Consider the following 14689-nt stretch of genomic DNA (forward strand, 5'->3'; position numbering starts at 1 on the left):
GGCCAGCGACAAACACCGAAGGTTTGCATGCCTACTCTCGAAACTCCCTTCGCCAGCCTCGACCTGCAGCGTCAGCCGCACCAGGCGAACGAGCCGCTCCAAGCCTTCGACGCCGCCGACGAATACCTGCTCCATCATCTTCATGAGCATGGCATCGCACCCACCAGCCGGGTGCTACTACTCAACGACAGCTTCGGCGCCCTCGCCTGCTCGCTGGCCGGACACTGCCAGGTGACCAGCAGCGGCGATTCGCACCTGGGCTTTCTCGCCCTGCAGAAGAACCTCGCCAGCAATGGCCTGAGTGGCGACGCAGTAACCTTTCTGCCGAGCAGCGAAACGCCGCAAGGACCGTTCGACTGGGTGCTGATTCGCGTGCCCAAGACCCTGGCTCTGCTGGAGGAGCAACTGATCCGCCTGCATGGCCAACTGGCGCCGAACGCCCGTGTGGTGGCAGGCGCGATGATCAAGCACCTACCACGCGCCGCAGGTGATCTGCTGGAACAATACGTCGGCCCGGTGCAGGCTTCGCTGGCGGTGAAGAAAGCCCGCCTGCTGCTTGCCGCGCATGAAACCAAAGCCACGCCGCACTCGCCCTACCCCACCCGCTACAGCCTGGATAAACCGGCGCTGGAGCTGATCAACCACGCCAACGTGTTCTGCCGAGACGGTCTCGACATCGGCACCCGCGCTTTTCTTCCACACCTGCCACGCCACCTGGGCCCTGTGCGCGTCGCCGATCTGGGCTGTGGCAACGGCGTGCTCGGCATCGCCTACGCCCTGGGCAGCCCGCAAGCAGAGCTGACCCTGGTGGACGAGTCGTACATGGCGGTGCAGTCGGCGCAGGAGAATTGGCGGGCGGCCCTCGGCGAGCGCCCGGTGACGATCCGCGCCAGCGACGGCCTGGCCGAACAGCCAGCCGACTCGCTGGATCTGGTGCTGTGTAATCCGCCGTTCCACCAGCAGCAGGTGGTCGGCGACTTCCTCGCCTGGCGCATGTTCCAGCAGGCCCGCGCGGCGTTGGTCACAGGCGGCGAACTGTGGATAGTCGGCAACCGCCACCTGGGCTATCACGCCAAGCTCAAACGCCTGTTCCGCGGCGTCGAGCAGGTGGCGGCCACCCCGAAGTTCGTGGTGCTCAAGGCGACCAAGTAGCGCCGCAGGACCGCATCGTCTGGGGCCCTGAATATCGCGGCGCTCAAACCGGGCTGCCTTTCTAGCCTGGGCAGAGCGATGTGGCCCCCAGGGAAACCGCCTTTCAGTCGATCAGCCCATTGGCGTCATAGAATGGATAGGGCCCCGGGTATTCACCGAACACCCCGGAGTGTGTCACCAGGCCGTGTTCGGCATGCCAATGGTGCAGCAGGTAGCCCGGCGGCTCCAGGTTGAAGTGCGCCGGCGCGCTGGGCTGCAAGTCCAGCACGATCTGGTGGGAAACCCCGGGGCAGACGCAACTCAGGCTACCGGCGAAACGCCGCAGGATCGGGCGATGCAGGTGCCCACAGAGCAGCCGCTCCACCTGCGAATGGCCAGCGATGACGCGCTGCAGCGCCGCCGCATTGCGAAACGGCTCGCGATCCATATGGCCGATGCCGCTGATAAAGGGCGGGTGATGCAGGATCAGCACCGTCGGCACCTGAGGGCGCAGCGCCAGCTGGGCATCCAGCCAACGCAGCTGGCTGTCCTGCAACTGCCCGCCATGGCTGCCGGGAATCGTGGTGTCCAGACCGATCAGGCGCACCGGGTGGCTGTCGACCACCCAGTCCAGCGGCGCCTCGGGCGACGGCGGTAGGTAGCCGTGGTCGGCGAAGGCGGCCAGCAGGTGCGCGCGATCATCATGGTTGCCGGGCACCAGGTAATAGGGCATGGCCAGGCGCTGCAGTTCAGGGCGCAGCACGGCGTATTCGTCCGGGTGGCCGAAGTCCACCAGATCACCGCTGATGACCACGATGTCCGGGCGCGGCTGGCTGGCATTGAGGTGATCGACCGCACGGCGCAGCGCCGCCAGGGTGTCGACCACTCCGTAACTCAGCTTGCCGCCGGCCTTGAGGTGCAGGTCACTGACCTGCGCGATCAGGAAGGTCGAAGTGCTGGGGATAACATCAGACATTGAGACTGAACACGCGTTGGGGCTCGACGGCCAGGTTGATCAAATCGCCGGGGGTATGCAGGTGGTCATCGCTGCTGTCCACCGACAGCGGCTGCGCGCCGCCCACGTCCACCAGCAGGCGGCTCTGTGCGCCCTGGAAGAACTGCCCGAGCAAACGCCCGCATACGTGACCCGGCGCGCTGGTCACCCGCAGGTGCTCGGGGCGGCAGTACAGGGTGGTCGGCAGCTCGCTGGCGCTCCACGGCAACTCGCCGCCGCTGACCTGCACGCCGTTGGCCGTGCGGCCGAGCACCGCGAAGGCATTCAGGGTGCCGATGAAATTCGCCACGAAGGCATTGGCGGGTTGCTGGTAAAGCGCTCGCGGTGTGGCCAGCTGAGCGATGCGCCCGCGCTGCATGACCAGAATGCGGTCGCCCAGCGCCATGGCCTCGCCCTGGTCGTGGGTGACGAAAACCGCGGTAATGGCCAGCTCGCGCAGCAACTGGCCCAGCTCGCTGCGCAGGCGTTCGCGCAACTGCGCATCCAGGGCCGCCAGCGGTTCATCGAGCAGCAGCACCCGTGGGCGTGGCGCCACGGCGCGGGCCAGGGCGACGCGCTGGCGCTGGCCGCCGGACAGTTCGTGGATGGCGCGGTGACCATAGCCCTGCAGGCCAACCAGCTCGAGCAGCTCGGCGCAGCGCTGTTCGCGTTCGGCGCGCGCCACCTTGCGCACCTTCAGGCCGTAGCCGATGTTGTCGGCCACGTTGAGGTTGGGAAACAGTGCGTAGTTCTGAAACACCATGCCCACGTCGCGGCGCTCGATGGGCAAGGGCGTGACGTCACGCCCAGCGAACAGCACCTGCCCTGCATCCGGGCGTTCGAGCCCGGCGATCAGGCGCAGCGTGGTGGTCTTGCCACAACCGGAGGGACCGAGGATGGCCAGAGTCTCGCCAGCCTGGATCTCCAGGCTGAGGTCATCCACGGCGACGGTGCCATCGGCGAACGCCTTGCGGCAGTTGTGCAGGCGAATGGAGGTAGCGGTCATCGTTGGTCTCCACGAGACAGGTGGGCGCTGATGGCCTGCAGGGCAATCAGCAGCGGCACGATCATCAACAGGAACAGCAGGGTGTAGGCGCTGGCGACTTCCAGCCGCGCCGAGGCGTAGCTGTCGGCCAGGCCCACCGGCAGGGTCTTGGTCATCGGCGTGTGGAGCATCCAGGTCAGGTTGAATTCGCCCAACGACAGGGTGACGACCATCAGCACGCCGGCGAGGATGCCCGCCCGGCAGTTGGGCACCACCACGCTGAAGAAGCGCCGCAGCGGGCCGGCGCCGAGGCTGGCGGCGGCGTCTTCCAGGGTCGGCAGGTGCTGACGCTGCATCACCGCCATCACCGGGCGCACCAGAAACGGCAGGGTGAACAGCACATGGCCGACCAGAATGAACAGCCAGCTGCCACGAAAGCCGCCGAGGTGGCCGTAGGTCAGCAACAGCGCCAGGGCACTGGCCAGGCCGGGCATCGCCACCGGCAGCACCATCAGTTCCTCGAAGGCGCGGCTGAAGCGGTTGTTCATGCGCACCAGGGCGTAGGCCGCCGGCACGCCGATCACGCAGACGCACAGGGCGCAGGCCAGCGCCAGTTGCAGCGACAGCCACACCGTCGGCGCATAGGCCTGCCACACCTGCAACAGCCAGTCGAAGGTCAGGCCGCTGGACAGCCCCTGGAAATAATTGCGGGTCAGCCCGGCGAGCAGCGACAGCACTACCGGCACCAGCATGAAGGCGCAGACCAGGCAAGTGAAGATCAACTGCGCGGCAAACAGCGTCGAGCGTTTCATAGCAGCCCTCCGGCTTTTCGCACCCACTTGCGGACTATCAACAGCACCACCCAGGTCAGCGCACCGAGGATCACCGACAGCGCGGCGGCCACGCTGAAGTTGGCGTAGTTGGTGAACACGTTGTAGATCGCCACCGGGGTGACGTTGAGCTGGGTGCCCAGGGTGAAGGCGGTGCCGAACGCGCCCATCGAGGTGGCGAAGCAGATCGCGCCGCAGGACACCAGCGCGGGCATCAGCCCGGGCACGATCACGTCCCAGGTGACCCGCCAGTGGCTGGCGCCAAGCGAACGGGCGGCCTCCTCCAGGCTGGCATCGAGGCTTTCACTGGCAGCCATCACCGTGAGGATCACCCGCGGTATGGAGAAGTACAGGTAGCCGAGAAACAGCCCGGCCAGCGAGTAGGCGAACACCCAGCGCTCGCCCACCAGCCCCAGGCCCAGCGCGGCGAATACGCCCTGGCGGCCGGCCAGCAGAATCACCAGAAAGCCCACCACCACGCCGGGGAAGGCCAGGGGAAAGGTCAGCAGGGCGACCAGTGCCGAACGGCCGAAGAAGCGCTGGCGGGCGAGGAACACCCCGCTGATGCTGCCCACCAGCAGCGCCGCCAGGGTCACCGATGCGGCCAGCACGCTGGTCTGCACCAGGCTGCTCAGATATTGGCCGCTGCTCAGCACCTGCCAGTAGCCACTGCCCGCCTCGCCGCGGCTTTCGCCGCCGAGCAGCACCAGGTGGGCCAGCGGCAGTATCCAGAAGGCCAGCAATACCGCGGCAGCCGGCACCAGCGCCACGGCAGCGCCGGGCCGCCAACGCCACAGCGACCGGCTGTCGGCCGTCACGGCCGAGCGGTTGCTCAGGGCGCTGCTCACCTCAGCGCACCTCTTTCAGGTAACGCGCGGCGAAGGCTTCCTGCACCGCGGCCATCTTCTGGTAATCCACCACCCCCGCGCGGGCGTAATCGCTTGCCGGCAGGAAGCGCGCCGCCACCTCGGCGGGCATCTGCACCGGGCGCACCGGGCGCAGGTAGGCATTGGCCCACAGCGCCTGGCCCTGATCGGAGAGCACGAAGTCGAGCACCTTCTCGGCATTGGCCCGGTGCGGGGCGTTGTCCACCACGCTCATCACGTAAGGCACGCTGATGCTGCCCTCGGTCGGAATCACGAAGGCGACGTTGGCCTGGTCCTTGTAGCGCGCGCGGTAGGCGTTGAAGTCGTAGTCGACGAGGATCGGCAGCTCGCCGGACAGCACCCGCGCATAGGCGGTCTGTTTGGGCACTATCGGCGAGTTGCCCGCCAGCTTCTTGAAGTAGTCGATGGCCGGGGTGAAGTCCTCCAGATCACCGCCCATGGCGCGGTTGATCGCCACTGCCGACACGTAGCCGACGAACGCACTGGACGGGTCGAGGTAACCGACCATGCCCTTGTACTCGGGTTTGAGCAGGTCAGCCCAGCTTTGCGGTACCGGCAGACCGCCGAGGGCATCGACATTGACCATGATGCCGAGCGTGCCGGAGTGAATGGCGAACCAGTGCCCATCCGGGTCTTTCAATCCAGCCGGAATGTCGTCCCAGCCCTTTGGCTTGTAGGTGCCGACCACGCCGGCGTTCTGCGCCTGCAGGCCGAAGGTCACGCCGTAGTACACCACGTCGGCCATTGGCGCGGCGCGCTCGGCCACCAGCTGCGCCAGGGCCTGGCCGGAGTTCTTGTTGTCCAGCGGCACCTTCACGCCGGTGTCGGCAGCAATCGCCTGGAGCTGCGTGCCCCAGTCCGCCCATTCCGGCGGGCAGTTGTAGCAGATCGCCGTTTCGGCGGCATGGCCGAAGCTGGAAGCACCGCAGAACAGCAGGGTCGCGAGGGTTTTACGCAAGCGTGTCATGGGTTGTGTCCTCGTAGGGGCGGATACTCTCGCCTGGCCGGATATGGCAAGGCAGGCAGTAGGTAATGGGCGGGGCGCCGGCGATCAGCGCCAGCAACTGGTCGATCACGGTGTGCGCCAGGTCGGCGATGGGCTGCACCACGCTGCACAGCGTCGGGTGCATCTGGGTGCCTAGGGCGATGCCATCGAAGCCCATCACCGACAGCTGGCGCGGCACGCTCCAACCATTGCGGCGCAGCTCGTTGATCAGGCTGATGGCCAGCAGGTCGTTGGAGCACAACAACGCGCTGGGCGCCTGTGGGCCTTGCAGCCAGGGTGCGATGGCGGCGAAGTCGGCCTGGGTGTGGGCGGGCATTTCGATCAGCGGCAACGCCTGCAGCCCGGCCGCGTGCATGGCGTCCTGATAACCGGCGTAGCGCAGGCGCGCGCGGTCGGATTGCAAGGCCGAGCCGGCGACCATGCCTATGCGCCGGTGGCCCGCAGCCAACAGGTGACGAGTGGCCAGCGCCATGCCGGCGCGGTTGTCCACCGAGACGGCGCTGTAATTGGGATTCTCTGGCTGGTGGTAGGCCAGCACGAAGGGCGTGTCTTCCTGGGCCAGGCTCTGCAGCACGCGGTTGCTGCGCGCATCGGTCACCGTCAGCACCAAGCCGTCGACGCGCTGACGCAGCAGTTCCTCGACCACCTCGCTTTCGCGCTCGGCCTGGTAGTCGGTGGTGGCCAGCAGCAGGTTGTAGCCGCGCGAACGCGCCGCCTGCTCCATGGCCTGGAACTGCTCGGCGAACACCGGATTGAGCAGGTTGGGCACCACCACGCCGATCAGCTGGGTGGTCTGCAAACGCAGCTGGCGGCCCAGGCGATTGGGGCGAAACCCCAGCTGGCGCGCCGCGGCGAACACCTGCTCGCGGGTGTGCGGGCGCACCATGTCCGGCGAGGCGAACGCCCGTGCGGCAGTGGCCCGCGAAACCCCTGCCCGTTGGGCAACTTCTTTCAGATCCGTCATGCTCGCTCGCCTTGAGATCGATCTCATTGGCGAGCAACTTAGCGGGAGGAGATGGCAGCCGCGCGACACGGGAATGACAGTTCGGTGTCAGCCTCGTCAACAATTGCCCAAGCAGAAAAGTATCACTAAAGTAGCACTTTCATTAGCGCACCGAGCCCCCGCCATGAAAGTCGAGCTGGTCACCAACCTGAAGCGACAAGCCACCAAGATTCTTGCCGAGCTTCACGAGTCCAAAGAGCCCGTGCTGATCACCGAGCACGGAACGCCCTCGGCCTATCTGGTGGATGTCGATGACTACCAGTTCATGCAGAAGCGCCTCGCCCTACTGGATGCCCTCTCACGCGGCGAACGGGCCGTGCTCGAGGGCAACACCGTCAGCCATGAGCAGGCCAAGGAACGGCTGAGCAAATGGCTGAAATAGTCTGGACGAACCCCGCCCTCGAGCAACTCGAGGATCTGGCGCAGTACATAGCCCTCGACAAACCCGATACCGCTCGCGCGCTGATCAGGAAGGTCGTTGAAACGGTTGCGCGCTTGGCGGATTTTCCCCTGTCGGGCCGTATTCCTGACGAGCGTACACACTCCGTGTATCGCGAAATCGTCGTCCCGCCCTGCCGAATCCTCTACCGCCCTACAGAGGCAGCGGTTTTCATTCTCCACATCATGCGAGAGGAGCTTGTGCTACGCGCTCACATGCTCGAGTAAGGGTCACAACGTCAGGGTAAACCGCGACAGCAAGGCCCCCGGCAGCGCCATCGAGCCTGTCTGCCTGGCGCCATAGGTAGCGCCCGGCAACAGCAGCTCCGGCTCGCGGGTCAGCGCCTCCAGATTCGGGCCGAGGAAGTCGAACAGCGAGTCGTCGAAACGCATGGTGTTGACCGGTGCCTGGATGTGGCCGTCCTCGACCCAGAAGGTGGCGAAGCGGGTCATGCCGGTCAGGCGCCCGGCCGGCAGGTCGGAGAAGTTGCCGTACCACAGGTTGCCGATATACAGCCCGGTGCCGAGCCGTTGCAGCACGCCCTGTTCCTCCAGCTCACCGCCTTGCATGCGCAATGACAACGGGTATTCGCCACTGCATGCGCCATTGGCGATCAGCTCGTATTCGGCGGCACTGCGCGAGCTGACCAGACGCTCGCCAGGTCGCCCCTGGCTGATCAGGCACAGCGGCTGGCGCGGCCCTTCCGGCGTAAAGGCCGGTGCCAGGCCGCCTTCGATGCGCTCTTCCATGCTCACCAGCGAACTGAGCTCGGCCTTGCCACTGAACAATCGCTGCAAGGGACTGCCGCCCGAAGCCAGCGCCTGGGCACCGAAGCCCCAGCAGCACAGGCTGACCAGCTCCTCCAGCGCAGCCGGCGTCAGATAGGCACGATAAGCACCCGGTTGCAGCGCCTTGGCCGGTCGACCGAGAAACTCCAGTTGTTGTCGCGCACCCTGCAGCTTGCGGGCGAACGCCTGGGCATCCCACTGCTCACCGGCATAGGCGCTTTTCACCGCCTGGCCATTGCCGTGAAACAGGCTGAACTCGAAGTTGAAACTGTGCGCAGCGTACCAGCCGAACGCGCCCCAGGAGCTGGCGAAGCCCTGGTACTGCGGGCCGACGGCAAGAAAGCCGACCAGATCCAGGCCCGTGGCCGCAGCAATGATCTGCCGCGCCATGGCCGTGCTATCCAGCGGCGCCGCATCACCGGCCAATTCGCTGCGCCAGGCCTCGCGATTCAAACGCAGATAAGGGTCGTCACTCAGCGTTGGCAGAACGTCGCGCAGGCGCTGCAAGGCCTGCTGCAGACGCGGCAGATCTTCGTCGAGCGCACCACTGAGCGCCAGTTTGCTCTCGGCATGGCGCTGACCCAGATACAGCGACAAGGTGGCGTATACCTGCTGCACTTGCCCGGCCTGGCGCACCTGCCCCTGGTTGAAACGGATAAAGCTGGACACCTCCGCCCCATAGCCCAGGGTGAAGCCCTCCTCGCCACCGATCTGCGCCTGCAGGTGCCCGAACAACGCGCTGAAATGCTGACGTGCATCCATCAGGCTGCCCCTCCAAAAACGTCGATATCGGCGAATACGCAGGCGGGCGAGGCATGCCCGACACGGATCACCTGATTGGGCTCGCCCTTGCCGCAGTAGGGTGTGCCCAGTATCTCGAACGTACTGGCGTCGCCAACCGCCTTGAGATCTCGCCAGAACTGCGCGCTGATGCCGCGGTAGTTGGGGTTCTTCACCACGCCCTTGAGTTCGCCGTTTTCGATCAACTGACCCCATTCGCAACCGAACTGGAATTTGTTGCGCGCATCGTCGATCGACCAGGAGCGGTTGTTGCTCATCAGGATGCCGTGCTCGATGCCGCCGATCAGTTCGGCCAGGCGTTGGTCGCCCGGCTCCAGGTTGAGGTTGGCCATGCGGTCGATGGGCGGCCGGTTCCAGTTGCAGGCGCGGCTGTTGGCCACACCCGACAGGCCACTGCGCCACTGCGACAGCGCACCACCGAGCGGGCGCTGGAGTATGCCATCGCGGATCAAGTATTGGCGCTGCGCCGGAGTGCCGTCGTCGTCGTGGCTGTAACTGGCCAGCTCGCCCGGCACACTCGGATCGAAGGTCACGTTGAGCAGCGCCGAGCCGTATGGGTAATGACCGAAATCCTCCTGGCGGATGAAGCTGGTGCCGGCGAAATTGCGCTCGTCACCGAGGATGCGGTCGAGCTCCAGCGGATGACCGATGGACTCGTGAATCTGCAGGATCATCTGGTCCGGCATCAGCAGCAGGTCACGTGCACCGTTCGGCGTGTTCGGCGCCAGCAGCAGTTGCAACGCCTCGTCGGCGATGCGCGCGGCGCTGCCGATCACGCCCAACTGCGGCAGAACCTCGGCACCGCCCTGGCGCGCCAGATGGCTGCCACCGAAGCTGCGGCTCTGGCTGTCATGTTCATCGCTGGCCGTTACCCCAACCTGCGGGAAGACATAGCGCTGCGCGCGGCGCAGGCGGGCGCCGGCACTGTTGAGGTAGATCTGTTCATGACAGGTAAAGGTCAGGCCGACATGGCTGTCGACCAGGCGCGCGTCACGAGGAATCAGCGCCGACTCCGCCATCAGCAACTCGAACCAATGTGCGGCACTGGCCTGCGCCTGCTGGTAACCGGGCATCACATCGTCGCTTTGTTCGACCGGGTGTGGAAGGTCGCTGAGATCGAGCAGGTTATGCCCGGCCAGAGCACGGGCCATCTGCTCAGCCCGCTCCAGCGCAGCCTGCAGCCCCGCCTGGCTGAGGTCGCTGGTGGCCGCATAGGCCTCGACGCCGGCAACGCGCACGCTGAGCATGGCGCCGGCATCGTCGCCGAAGGATGGCGCTTGCGCGACCCGTCGGCGCACCCAGTAGGACTCCCGGCTCTCCTGCACGTGGCGCAGCGACCAGAAATCGGCGGTGGTTTTCAGCGCGGCAAAGCGCCGTTCCAGGGTGTCGCTGAGGGCGAACATCGGGCCTCCTCGGCATGCGGCAAAGGGAGCCAGTATGGAAACAATCGTCCGTGCGGATCAACCGCCGGGCTCAGCCCGGCGTCCCCAAGCCCGCCGCGCTCATGAACTGGCGCAGCAGCCAGGCCACCGCGCCCAGGGTCAGCACGCTGGCCGTCCAGATCAGCACCAGCCAACCCAGGCGCTGCCACAAGGGTTTCTTCTCTTGCTCGATCTTGGTCATAGCCCGCACCTCAATGGTATCCGTGGTCCTGGGTAACCTTGCCGCGGAACACGTAGTAGCTCCAGGCGGTGTACATCAGGATGAAGGGGATGATGAACAGCGCCCCCACCAGCATGAAGCCCTGGCTCTGCGGCGGTGCGGAGGCCTCCCAGATGCTGATCGACGGCGGGATCACGTTCGGCCACAGGCTGATGCCCAGACCGCTGTAGCCGAGGAAGATCAGCGCCAGGGTGAGCAGGAACGGCGAGTAGTTGGCGTTGTTGGCCACGGCCCGCAGCAGCGCCCAGGTGCACAGCAATACCAGCACCGGTACCGGCATGAACCAGAACAGGTTGGGCAGGCTGAACCAGCGCTCGGCGATATCCGGGTGGGCAAATGGCGTCCACAAGCTGACGATGCCGGTCACGGCCAGCACCACGAACACCAGCGGTCGCCCCAGATCATGCATCTGCTGCTGCAGGCGACCTTCGGTCTTCATGATCAGCCAGGTGCAGCCGAGCAACGCGTAGGCGGCGATCAGCGCCACGCCGCAAAAGATCGAGAACGGCGTGAACCAGTCGAACGCGCCACCGGCAAAACGCCGGTTGACCACCTCGAATCCATCGATATAGGCACCCAGCGCCACGCCCTGGAAGAACGTGGCGGTCAGTGAGCCGCCGATGAAGGCCTTGTCCCACAGATGGCGCTTGTGCGCCTTGGCCTTGAATCGGAACTCGAAGGCCACGCCACGGAAGATCAGCCCCAGCAGCATCAGAATCAACGGCAAATAAAGTGCATCGAGCACCACCGCGTAGGCCAGCGGGAAGGCGCCGAACAGCCCCGCACCACCGAGCACCAGCCAGGTCTCGTTGCCGTCCCAGACCGGCGCGACGGTGTTCATCATCACGTCGCGCTCGCGATCATCACGCACGAAGGGAAAGAGGATGCCGATACCCAGATCGAAGCCATCCATCACCACATACATCATCACACCGAAGGCGATGATCACCGCCCAGATCAGCGGAAGGTCGATACCCATGTTCAGCTCCTCTCCGGCAAGGTGTCGGTTTCGCCATCTTCCATGCCTTCTTCGGCAGCCGACAGCGGTCGTGCCGGAGTACGCGGCTGGCCAGGGCCACCGGAAGACACTTCCTTGCCCTCGTCGATCTTCGGCCCCTTGCGCACCAGGCGCAGCATGTAGCCGATACCCGCACCGAACAGGACGAAATAGACCACCACGAACAGCGTCAGGGTAATGCCCAACTGCGTCGCGCTGTGCCCGGAGGAAGCATCGGCGGTGCGCATCAGGCCATGGATGATCCACGGCTGGCGACCGATCTCGGTGGTGTACCAACCTGCGAGGATGGCGATGATCCCGCTCGGGCCCATCCACACGGCCAGATGCAGGAACGGACGGTAGGTGTACAGCCGCTCGCCGCGACGCAACCAGGTGCCCCACAGGCCGGTAAGGATCATCATCAGGCCCATGGCGACCATGACGCGGAAGGTCCAGAACACGATGGTGGAATTGGCGCGGTCTTCCGGTGGGAAGTCCTTGAGCGCCGGCACCTGTTTGTCCAGGCTGTGGGTCAGGATCAGGCTGCCGAGCGCAGGGATCTCCACCTTGAAGCGGGTTTCCTCGCGCTCCATGTCCGGCCAGCCGAACAGGATCAGCGGCGTCGGCTCGTCGCCGACGTTCTCCCAGTGGCCCTCGATGGCGGCGATCTTGGCCGGCTGGTACTTGAGGGTGTTGAGGCCGTGCAGATCACCGATGAAGGCCTGCACCGGCGCCACCAGCAGCGCCATCCACAGCGCCATCGACAGCATCTTGCGGATTGCCGGGTTGTCACGCCCACGCAGCAGGTGCCAGGCCGCCGAGGCGCCGACGAAGAAGGCGGTGGCGAGGAAGGCCGCGGTGGCCATGTGTGCCAGGCGATAGGGGAACGACGGGTTGAACACCACGGCGAACCAGTCCACCGGAATCACCCGGCCATCGATGATCTCAAAGCCCTGCGGCGTGTGCATCCAGCTGTTGGAGGCCAGGATCCAGAAGGTGGAAATCAGCGTCCCGATGGCCACCATCACCGTGGAGAAGAAGTGTAGACCCGGCCCGACGCGGTTCCAGCCGAACAACATGACGCCGAGGAAGCCTGCCTCGAGGAAGAACGCGGTGAGCACCTCGTAGGTCAGCAGCGGCCCGGTGACCGCCCCGGCAAAATCGGAGAACGCGCTCCAGTTGGTGCCGAACTGATAGGCCATGACTAGGCCGGAGACCACGCCCATGCCGAAGTTGACCGCGAAGATCTTCGACCAGAAGTGGTAGAGGTCGCGGTATAGCGTATTCCCGCTCTTCAACCACAGACCTTCGAGCACCGCCAGATAGCTGGCCAGACCGATGGTGATGGCCGGGAAGACGATGTGGAAGGAAATGGTGAAGGCAAACTGGACTCGGGCGAGATCAAGCGCCTCTAGACCGAACATGTCACATCCTCATTCAGGGTTATTTCGGCCCCAGCACGCAAAGCCGATCCATAGACTCCAGGTCTTGGAGTCAAACGAGCTGAAATTGTTCTTATGAAGTGGAATGCAGCCGAACGGCTGCGCAGTAAAAGCGCGAAATGCCGCATTGATCTGGATCAATGCGCACTAAAAGACTAGCCGCTAAAGACGCAACAGGCGCTGTGGTGATTTGCCGCGCGACAGGCCACCGCAGCGCTGCCCAGAAAAGCTTCGCCCCGGGGCGGAGCTCCTACGAAAAGCTGTGGCACCTACCTGTAGGAGCGGCGCCCCGCCGCGAACCTGCGCGCAAAAAAAGGGCGGCCACGCGCTACGCGGGCCGCCCGAATCACGGAGTTGCTTACATCGAGTGGTCGCGATGACTTGCAACCACCCGTATTGGATTACCGTTCGAGAATCGCGGTCACACCTTGACCGCCTGCGGCGCAGATGGAGATCAGGCCGCGCCCCTCACCGGCCACCGCCAGCAGCTTGGCCAGGTTGGCGACGATGCGTCCACCGGTGGCCGCGAACGGGTGACCGGCAGCCAGTGAGCTGCCCTTGACGTTCATCCTGCTGCGGTCGATGGAACCCAGTGCGGCATCCAGACCCAGACGCTCCTTGCAGTAGTCGGCGTCCTCCCAGGCCTTGAGCGTGCACAGCACCTGGGCGGCGAAGGCCTCGTGAATCTCGTAGTAATCGAAGTCCTGCAGGGTCAGGCCATTGCGTGCGAGCAGGCGCGGCACCGCGTAAACCGGCGCCATGAGCAGGCCCTCCTTGCCCTGGACGAAATCCACTGCCGCCGCCTCGCCATCGCGCAGGTAGGCCAGCACGGGCAGGCCACGGGCTCTGGCCCACTCCTCGCTGGCCAGCAGCACCAGCGAAGCACCATCGGTCAGCGGTGTGGAGTTGGCCGGAGTCAGGGTGCCGCGCGGGCCGCGCTCGAAGCAGGGCTTGAGGGTGGCGAGTTTCTCCGCGCTGATGTCCGGGCGCAGATTCTGGTCGCGGGTCAGGCCGAGGAACGGCGTCATCAGGTCATCGTGCCAACCCTCGGCGTAGGACGCTGCCAGCTTCTGGTGACTGGCCAGCGCCAGCTGATCCTGTTCGTCACGCGGGATGGCCCAGCGCTGCGCCATCAGTTCGCAGTGCTCGCCCATCGACAGCCCGGTACGTGGCTCACCGTTGCGCGGGATGTGCGGCGCCAGGTGGCGCGGGCGAATCTTCAGCAGGCTCTTGATCTTGTCGCCAGTGCTCTTGCCGCGATTGGCCTCAAGGAGAATCTGGCGCAGCCCTTCGTTGACGCCGATGGGCGCATCGGAGGTGGTGTCGACACCGCCAGCGATGCCACAGTCGATCTGCCCGAGGGCGATCTTGTTGGCCACCAGAATCGCCGCCTCCAGGCCGGTACCGCAGGCCTGCTGCAGATCATAGGCCGGGGTTTCCGGCGCCAGGCGCGAGCCCAACACGCACTCACGGGTCAGATTGAAATCTCGCGAATGCTTGAGCACTGCACCGGCCACCACCTCGCCGAGGCGCTCGCCATGCAGATTGAAGCGCTCCACCAGCCCTTCAAGGGCGCTGGTCAGCATCTCCTGGTTGCTCGCCCTGGCGTAGACGGTGTTGGAACGGGCGAACGGAATACGGTTGCCGCCTACGATGGCGACCCGGCGCAACTGGGTCATGGTGACTCCTTGCTGGTCGAGAAATCGAAGAAACCTGTGGCGAAC

The 14689-nt window shown here is 65.3% G+C and carries 15 protein-coding genes; 3 read left to right on the forward strand and 12 right to left on the reverse strand.

Features of this window, described 5'->3' with window-relative positions:
- Positions 1-27 precede the first annotated feature (27 nt).
- Positions 28-1152, forward strand: coding sequence for a methyltransferase (locus BLR77_RS06400; RefSeq protein ID WP_074676037.1), 1125 nt, complete (start codon positions 28-30; stop codon positions 1150-1152).
- A 103-nt stretch (positions 1153-1255) separates the two neighbouring features.
- Here the strand turns inward: BLR77_RS06400 and BLR77_RS06405 are convergent, their stop codons facing one another.
- Genes BLR77_RS06405 through BLR77_RS06430 form a run of 6 tightly spaced genes read right to left on the reverse strand, consistent with a single transcriptional unit; the run spans position 1256 to position 6797 of the window.
- Positions 1256-2107 carry a phosphodiesterase gene (locus BLR77_RS06405; protein WP_074676039.1) on the reverse strand — a complete coding sequence of 284 codons (852 nt, stop codon included), beginning with the start codon at positions 2105-2107 and terminating at the stop codon, positions 1256-1258.
- Positions 2100-3131 (reverse strand): ABC transporter ATP-binding protein, encoded by a 1032-nt coding sequence (locus BLR77_RS06410; protein WP_074676041.1) that lies wholly within the window; start codon positions 3129-3131, stop codon positions 2100-2102. Before BLR77_RS06410 ends, BLR77_RS06405 begins: the two co-directional genes overlap by 8 nt.
- Complete coding sequence (locus BLR77_RS06415) at positions 3128-3922, reverse strand: ABC transporter permease (RefSeq protein ID WP_074676043.1); 795 nt, start codon at positions 3920-3922, stop codon at positions 3128-3130. The genes BLR77_RS06410 and BLR77_RS06415 overlap by 4 nt, the downstream gene beginning before the upstream one ends.
- A complete protein-coding gene (locus BLR77_RS06420) occupies positions 3919-4776 on the reverse strand; it encodes an ABC transporter permease (RefSeq protein ID WP_238380552.1) in 858 nt (285 codons plus the stop codon). The genes BLR77_RS06415 and BLR77_RS06420 overlap by 4 nt, the downstream gene beginning before the upstream one ends.
- A 13-nt stretch (positions 4777-4789) precedes the next feature.
- Positions 4790-5794, reverse strand: a complete 1005-nt coding sequence (locus BLR77_RS06425) for an ABC transporter substrate-binding protein (RefSeq protein ID WP_074676045.1) — start codon at positions 5792-5794, stop codon at positions 4790-4792.
- The gene (locus BLR77_RS06430) at positions 5778-6797 is read right to left on the reverse strand and encodes a substrate-binding domain-containing protein (RefSeq protein WP_074676046.1); all 1020 of its coding nucleotides are present in this window, start codon (positions 6795-6797) and stop codon (positions 5778-5780) included. The genes BLR77_RS06425 and BLR77_RS06430 overlap by 17 nt, the downstream gene beginning before the upstream one ends.
- 163 nt (positions 6798-6960) lie before the next feature.
- Between BLR77_RS06430 and BLR77_RS06435 the strand changes: the two genes are divergently transcribed.
- Complete coding sequence (locus BLR77_RS06435; RefSeq protein ID WP_074676048.1) at positions 6961-7218, forward strand: type II toxin-antitoxin system Phd/YefM family antitoxin; 258 nt, start codon at positions 6961-6963, stop codon at positions 7216-7218.
- The gene (locus BLR77_RS06440; protein WP_074676050.1) at positions 7206-7502 is read left to right on the forward strand and encodes a type II toxin-antitoxin system RelE/ParE family toxin; all 297 of its coding nucleotides are present in this window, start codon (positions 7206-7208) and stop codon (positions 7500-7502) included. The genes BLR77_RS06435 and BLR77_RS06440 overlap by 13 nt, the downstream gene beginning before the upstream one ends.
- Positions 7503-7505: 3 nt before the next feature.
- On the opposite strand, the gene BLR77_RS06445 is transcribed toward BLR77_RS06440, so the two are convergent.
- From BLR77_RS06445 to BLR77_RS06470, 6 genes are all read right to left on the reverse strand, one after another.
- Positions 7506-8825: a TldD/PmbA family protein gene (locus tag BLR77_RS06445; protein WP_074676052.1), complete on the reverse strand. Its 1320-nt coding sequence runs from the start codon at positions 8823-8825 to the stop codon at positions 7506-7508.
- Positions 8825-10267: a TldD/PmbA family protein gene (locus BLR77_RS06450; protein ID WP_074676054.1), complete on the reverse strand. Its 1443-nt coding sequence runs from the start codon at positions 10265-10267 to the stop codon at positions 8825-8827. The genes BLR77_RS06445 and BLR77_RS06450 overlap by 1 nt, the downstream gene beginning before the upstream one ends.
- Before the next feature lie 70 nt (positions 10268-10337).
- A complete protein-coding gene (locus tag BLR77_RS06455) occupies positions 10338-10487 on the reverse strand; it encodes a DUF2474 domain-containing protein (RefSeq protein WP_074676056.1) in 150 nt (49 codons plus the stop codon).
- Positions 10488-10497: 10 nt separating this feature from the next.
- Positions 10498-11505 (reverse strand): cytochrome d ubiquinol oxidase subunit II, encoded by a 1008-nt coding sequence (cydB, locus tag BLR77_RS06460; RefSeq protein WP_074676058.1) that lies wholly within the window; start codon positions 11503-11505, stop codon positions 10498-10500.
- A 2-nt stretch (positions 11506-11507) separates the two neighbouring features.
- The gene (locus BLR77_RS06465; RefSeq protein ID WP_074676060.1) at positions 11508-12947 is read right to left on the reverse strand and encodes a cytochrome ubiquinol oxidase subunit I; all 1440 of its coding nucleotides are present in this window, start codon (positions 12945-12947) and stop codon (positions 11508-11510) included.
- Between the two features lie 419 nt (positions 12948-13366).
- Positions 13367-14644 carry an acetyl-CoA C-acetyltransferase gene (locus BLR77_RS06470; protein ID WP_074676062.1) on the reverse strand — a complete coding sequence of 426 codons (1278 nt, stop codon included), beginning with the start codon at positions 14642-14644 and terminating at the stop codon, positions 13367-13369.
- Positions 14645-14689: the final 45 nt, after the last annotated feature.

The sequence above is a fragment of the Ectopseudomonas alcaliphila genome (assembly GCF_900101755.1).
Taxonomy (GTDB): domain Bacteria; phylum Pseudomonadota; class Gammaproteobacteria; order Pseudomonadales; family Pseudomonadaceae; genus Aquipseudomonas; species Aquipseudomonas alcaliphila.

What these genes read in the sequence shown, in the direction of transcription:
- BLR77_RS06400 (WP_074676037.1), top strand. Translation starts at nt 28, where the DNA reads ATGCCTACTCTCGAAACTCCCTTCGCCAGCCTCGACCTGCAGCGTCAG.
- BLR77_RS06405 (WP_074676039.1), bottom strand. Translation starts at nt 2,107, where the DNA reads ATGTCTGATGTTATCCCCAGCACTTCGACCTTCCTGATCGCGCAGGTC.
- BLR77_RS06410 (WP_074676041.1), bottom strand. Translation starts at nt 3,131, where the DNA reads ATGACCGCTACCTCCATTCGCCTGCACAACTGCCGCAAGGCGTTCGCC.
- BLR77_RS06415 (WP_074676043.1), bottom strand. Translation starts at nt 3,922, where the DNA reads ATGAAACGCTCGACGCTGTTTGCCGCGCAGTTGATCTTCACTTGCCTG.
- BLR77_RS06425 (WP_074676045.1), bottom strand. Translation starts at nt 5,794, where the DNA reads ATGACACGCTTGCGTAAAACCCTCGCGACCCTGCTGTTCTGCGGTGCT.
- BLR77_RS06430 (WP_074676046.1), bottom strand. Translation starts at nt 6,797, where the DNA reads ATGACGGATCTGAAAGAAGTTGCCCAACGGGCAGGGGTTTCGCGGGCC.
- BLR77_RS06435 (WP_074676048.1), top strand. Translation starts at nt 6,961, where the DNA reads ATGAAAGTCGAGCTGGTCACCAACCTGAAGCGACAAGCCACCAAGATT.
- BLR77_RS06440 (WP_074676050.1), top strand. Translation starts at nt 7,206, where the DNA reads ATGGCTGAAATAGTCTGGACGAACCCCGCCCTCGAGCAACTCGAGGAT.
- BLR77_RS06445 (WP_074676052.1), bottom strand. Translation starts at nt 8,825, where the DNA reads ATGGATGCACGTCAGCATTTCAGCGCGTTGTTCGGGCACCTGCAGGCG.
- BLR77_RS06450 (WP_074676054.1), bottom strand. Translation starts at nt 10,267, where the DNA reads ATGTTCGCCCTCAGCGACACCCTGGAACGGCGCTTTGCCGCGCTGAAA.
- BLR77_RS06455 (WP_074676056.1), bottom strand. Translation starts at nt 10,487, where the DNA reads ATGACCAAGATCGAGCAAGAGAAGAAACCCTTGTGGCAGCGCCTGGGT.
- cydB (WP_074676058.1), bottom strand. Translation starts at nt 11,505, where the DNA reads ATGGGTATCGACCTTCCGCTGATCTGGGCGGTGATCATCGCCTTCGGT.
- BLR77_RS06465 (WP_074676060.1), bottom strand. Translation starts at nt 12,947, where the DNA reads ATGTTCGGTCTAGAGGCGCTTGATCTCGCCCGAGTCCAGTTTGCCTTC.
- BLR77_RS06470 (WP_074676062.1), bottom strand. Translation starts at nt 14,644, where the DNA reads ATGACCCAGTTGCGCCGGGTCGCCATCGTAGGCGGCAACCGTATTCCG.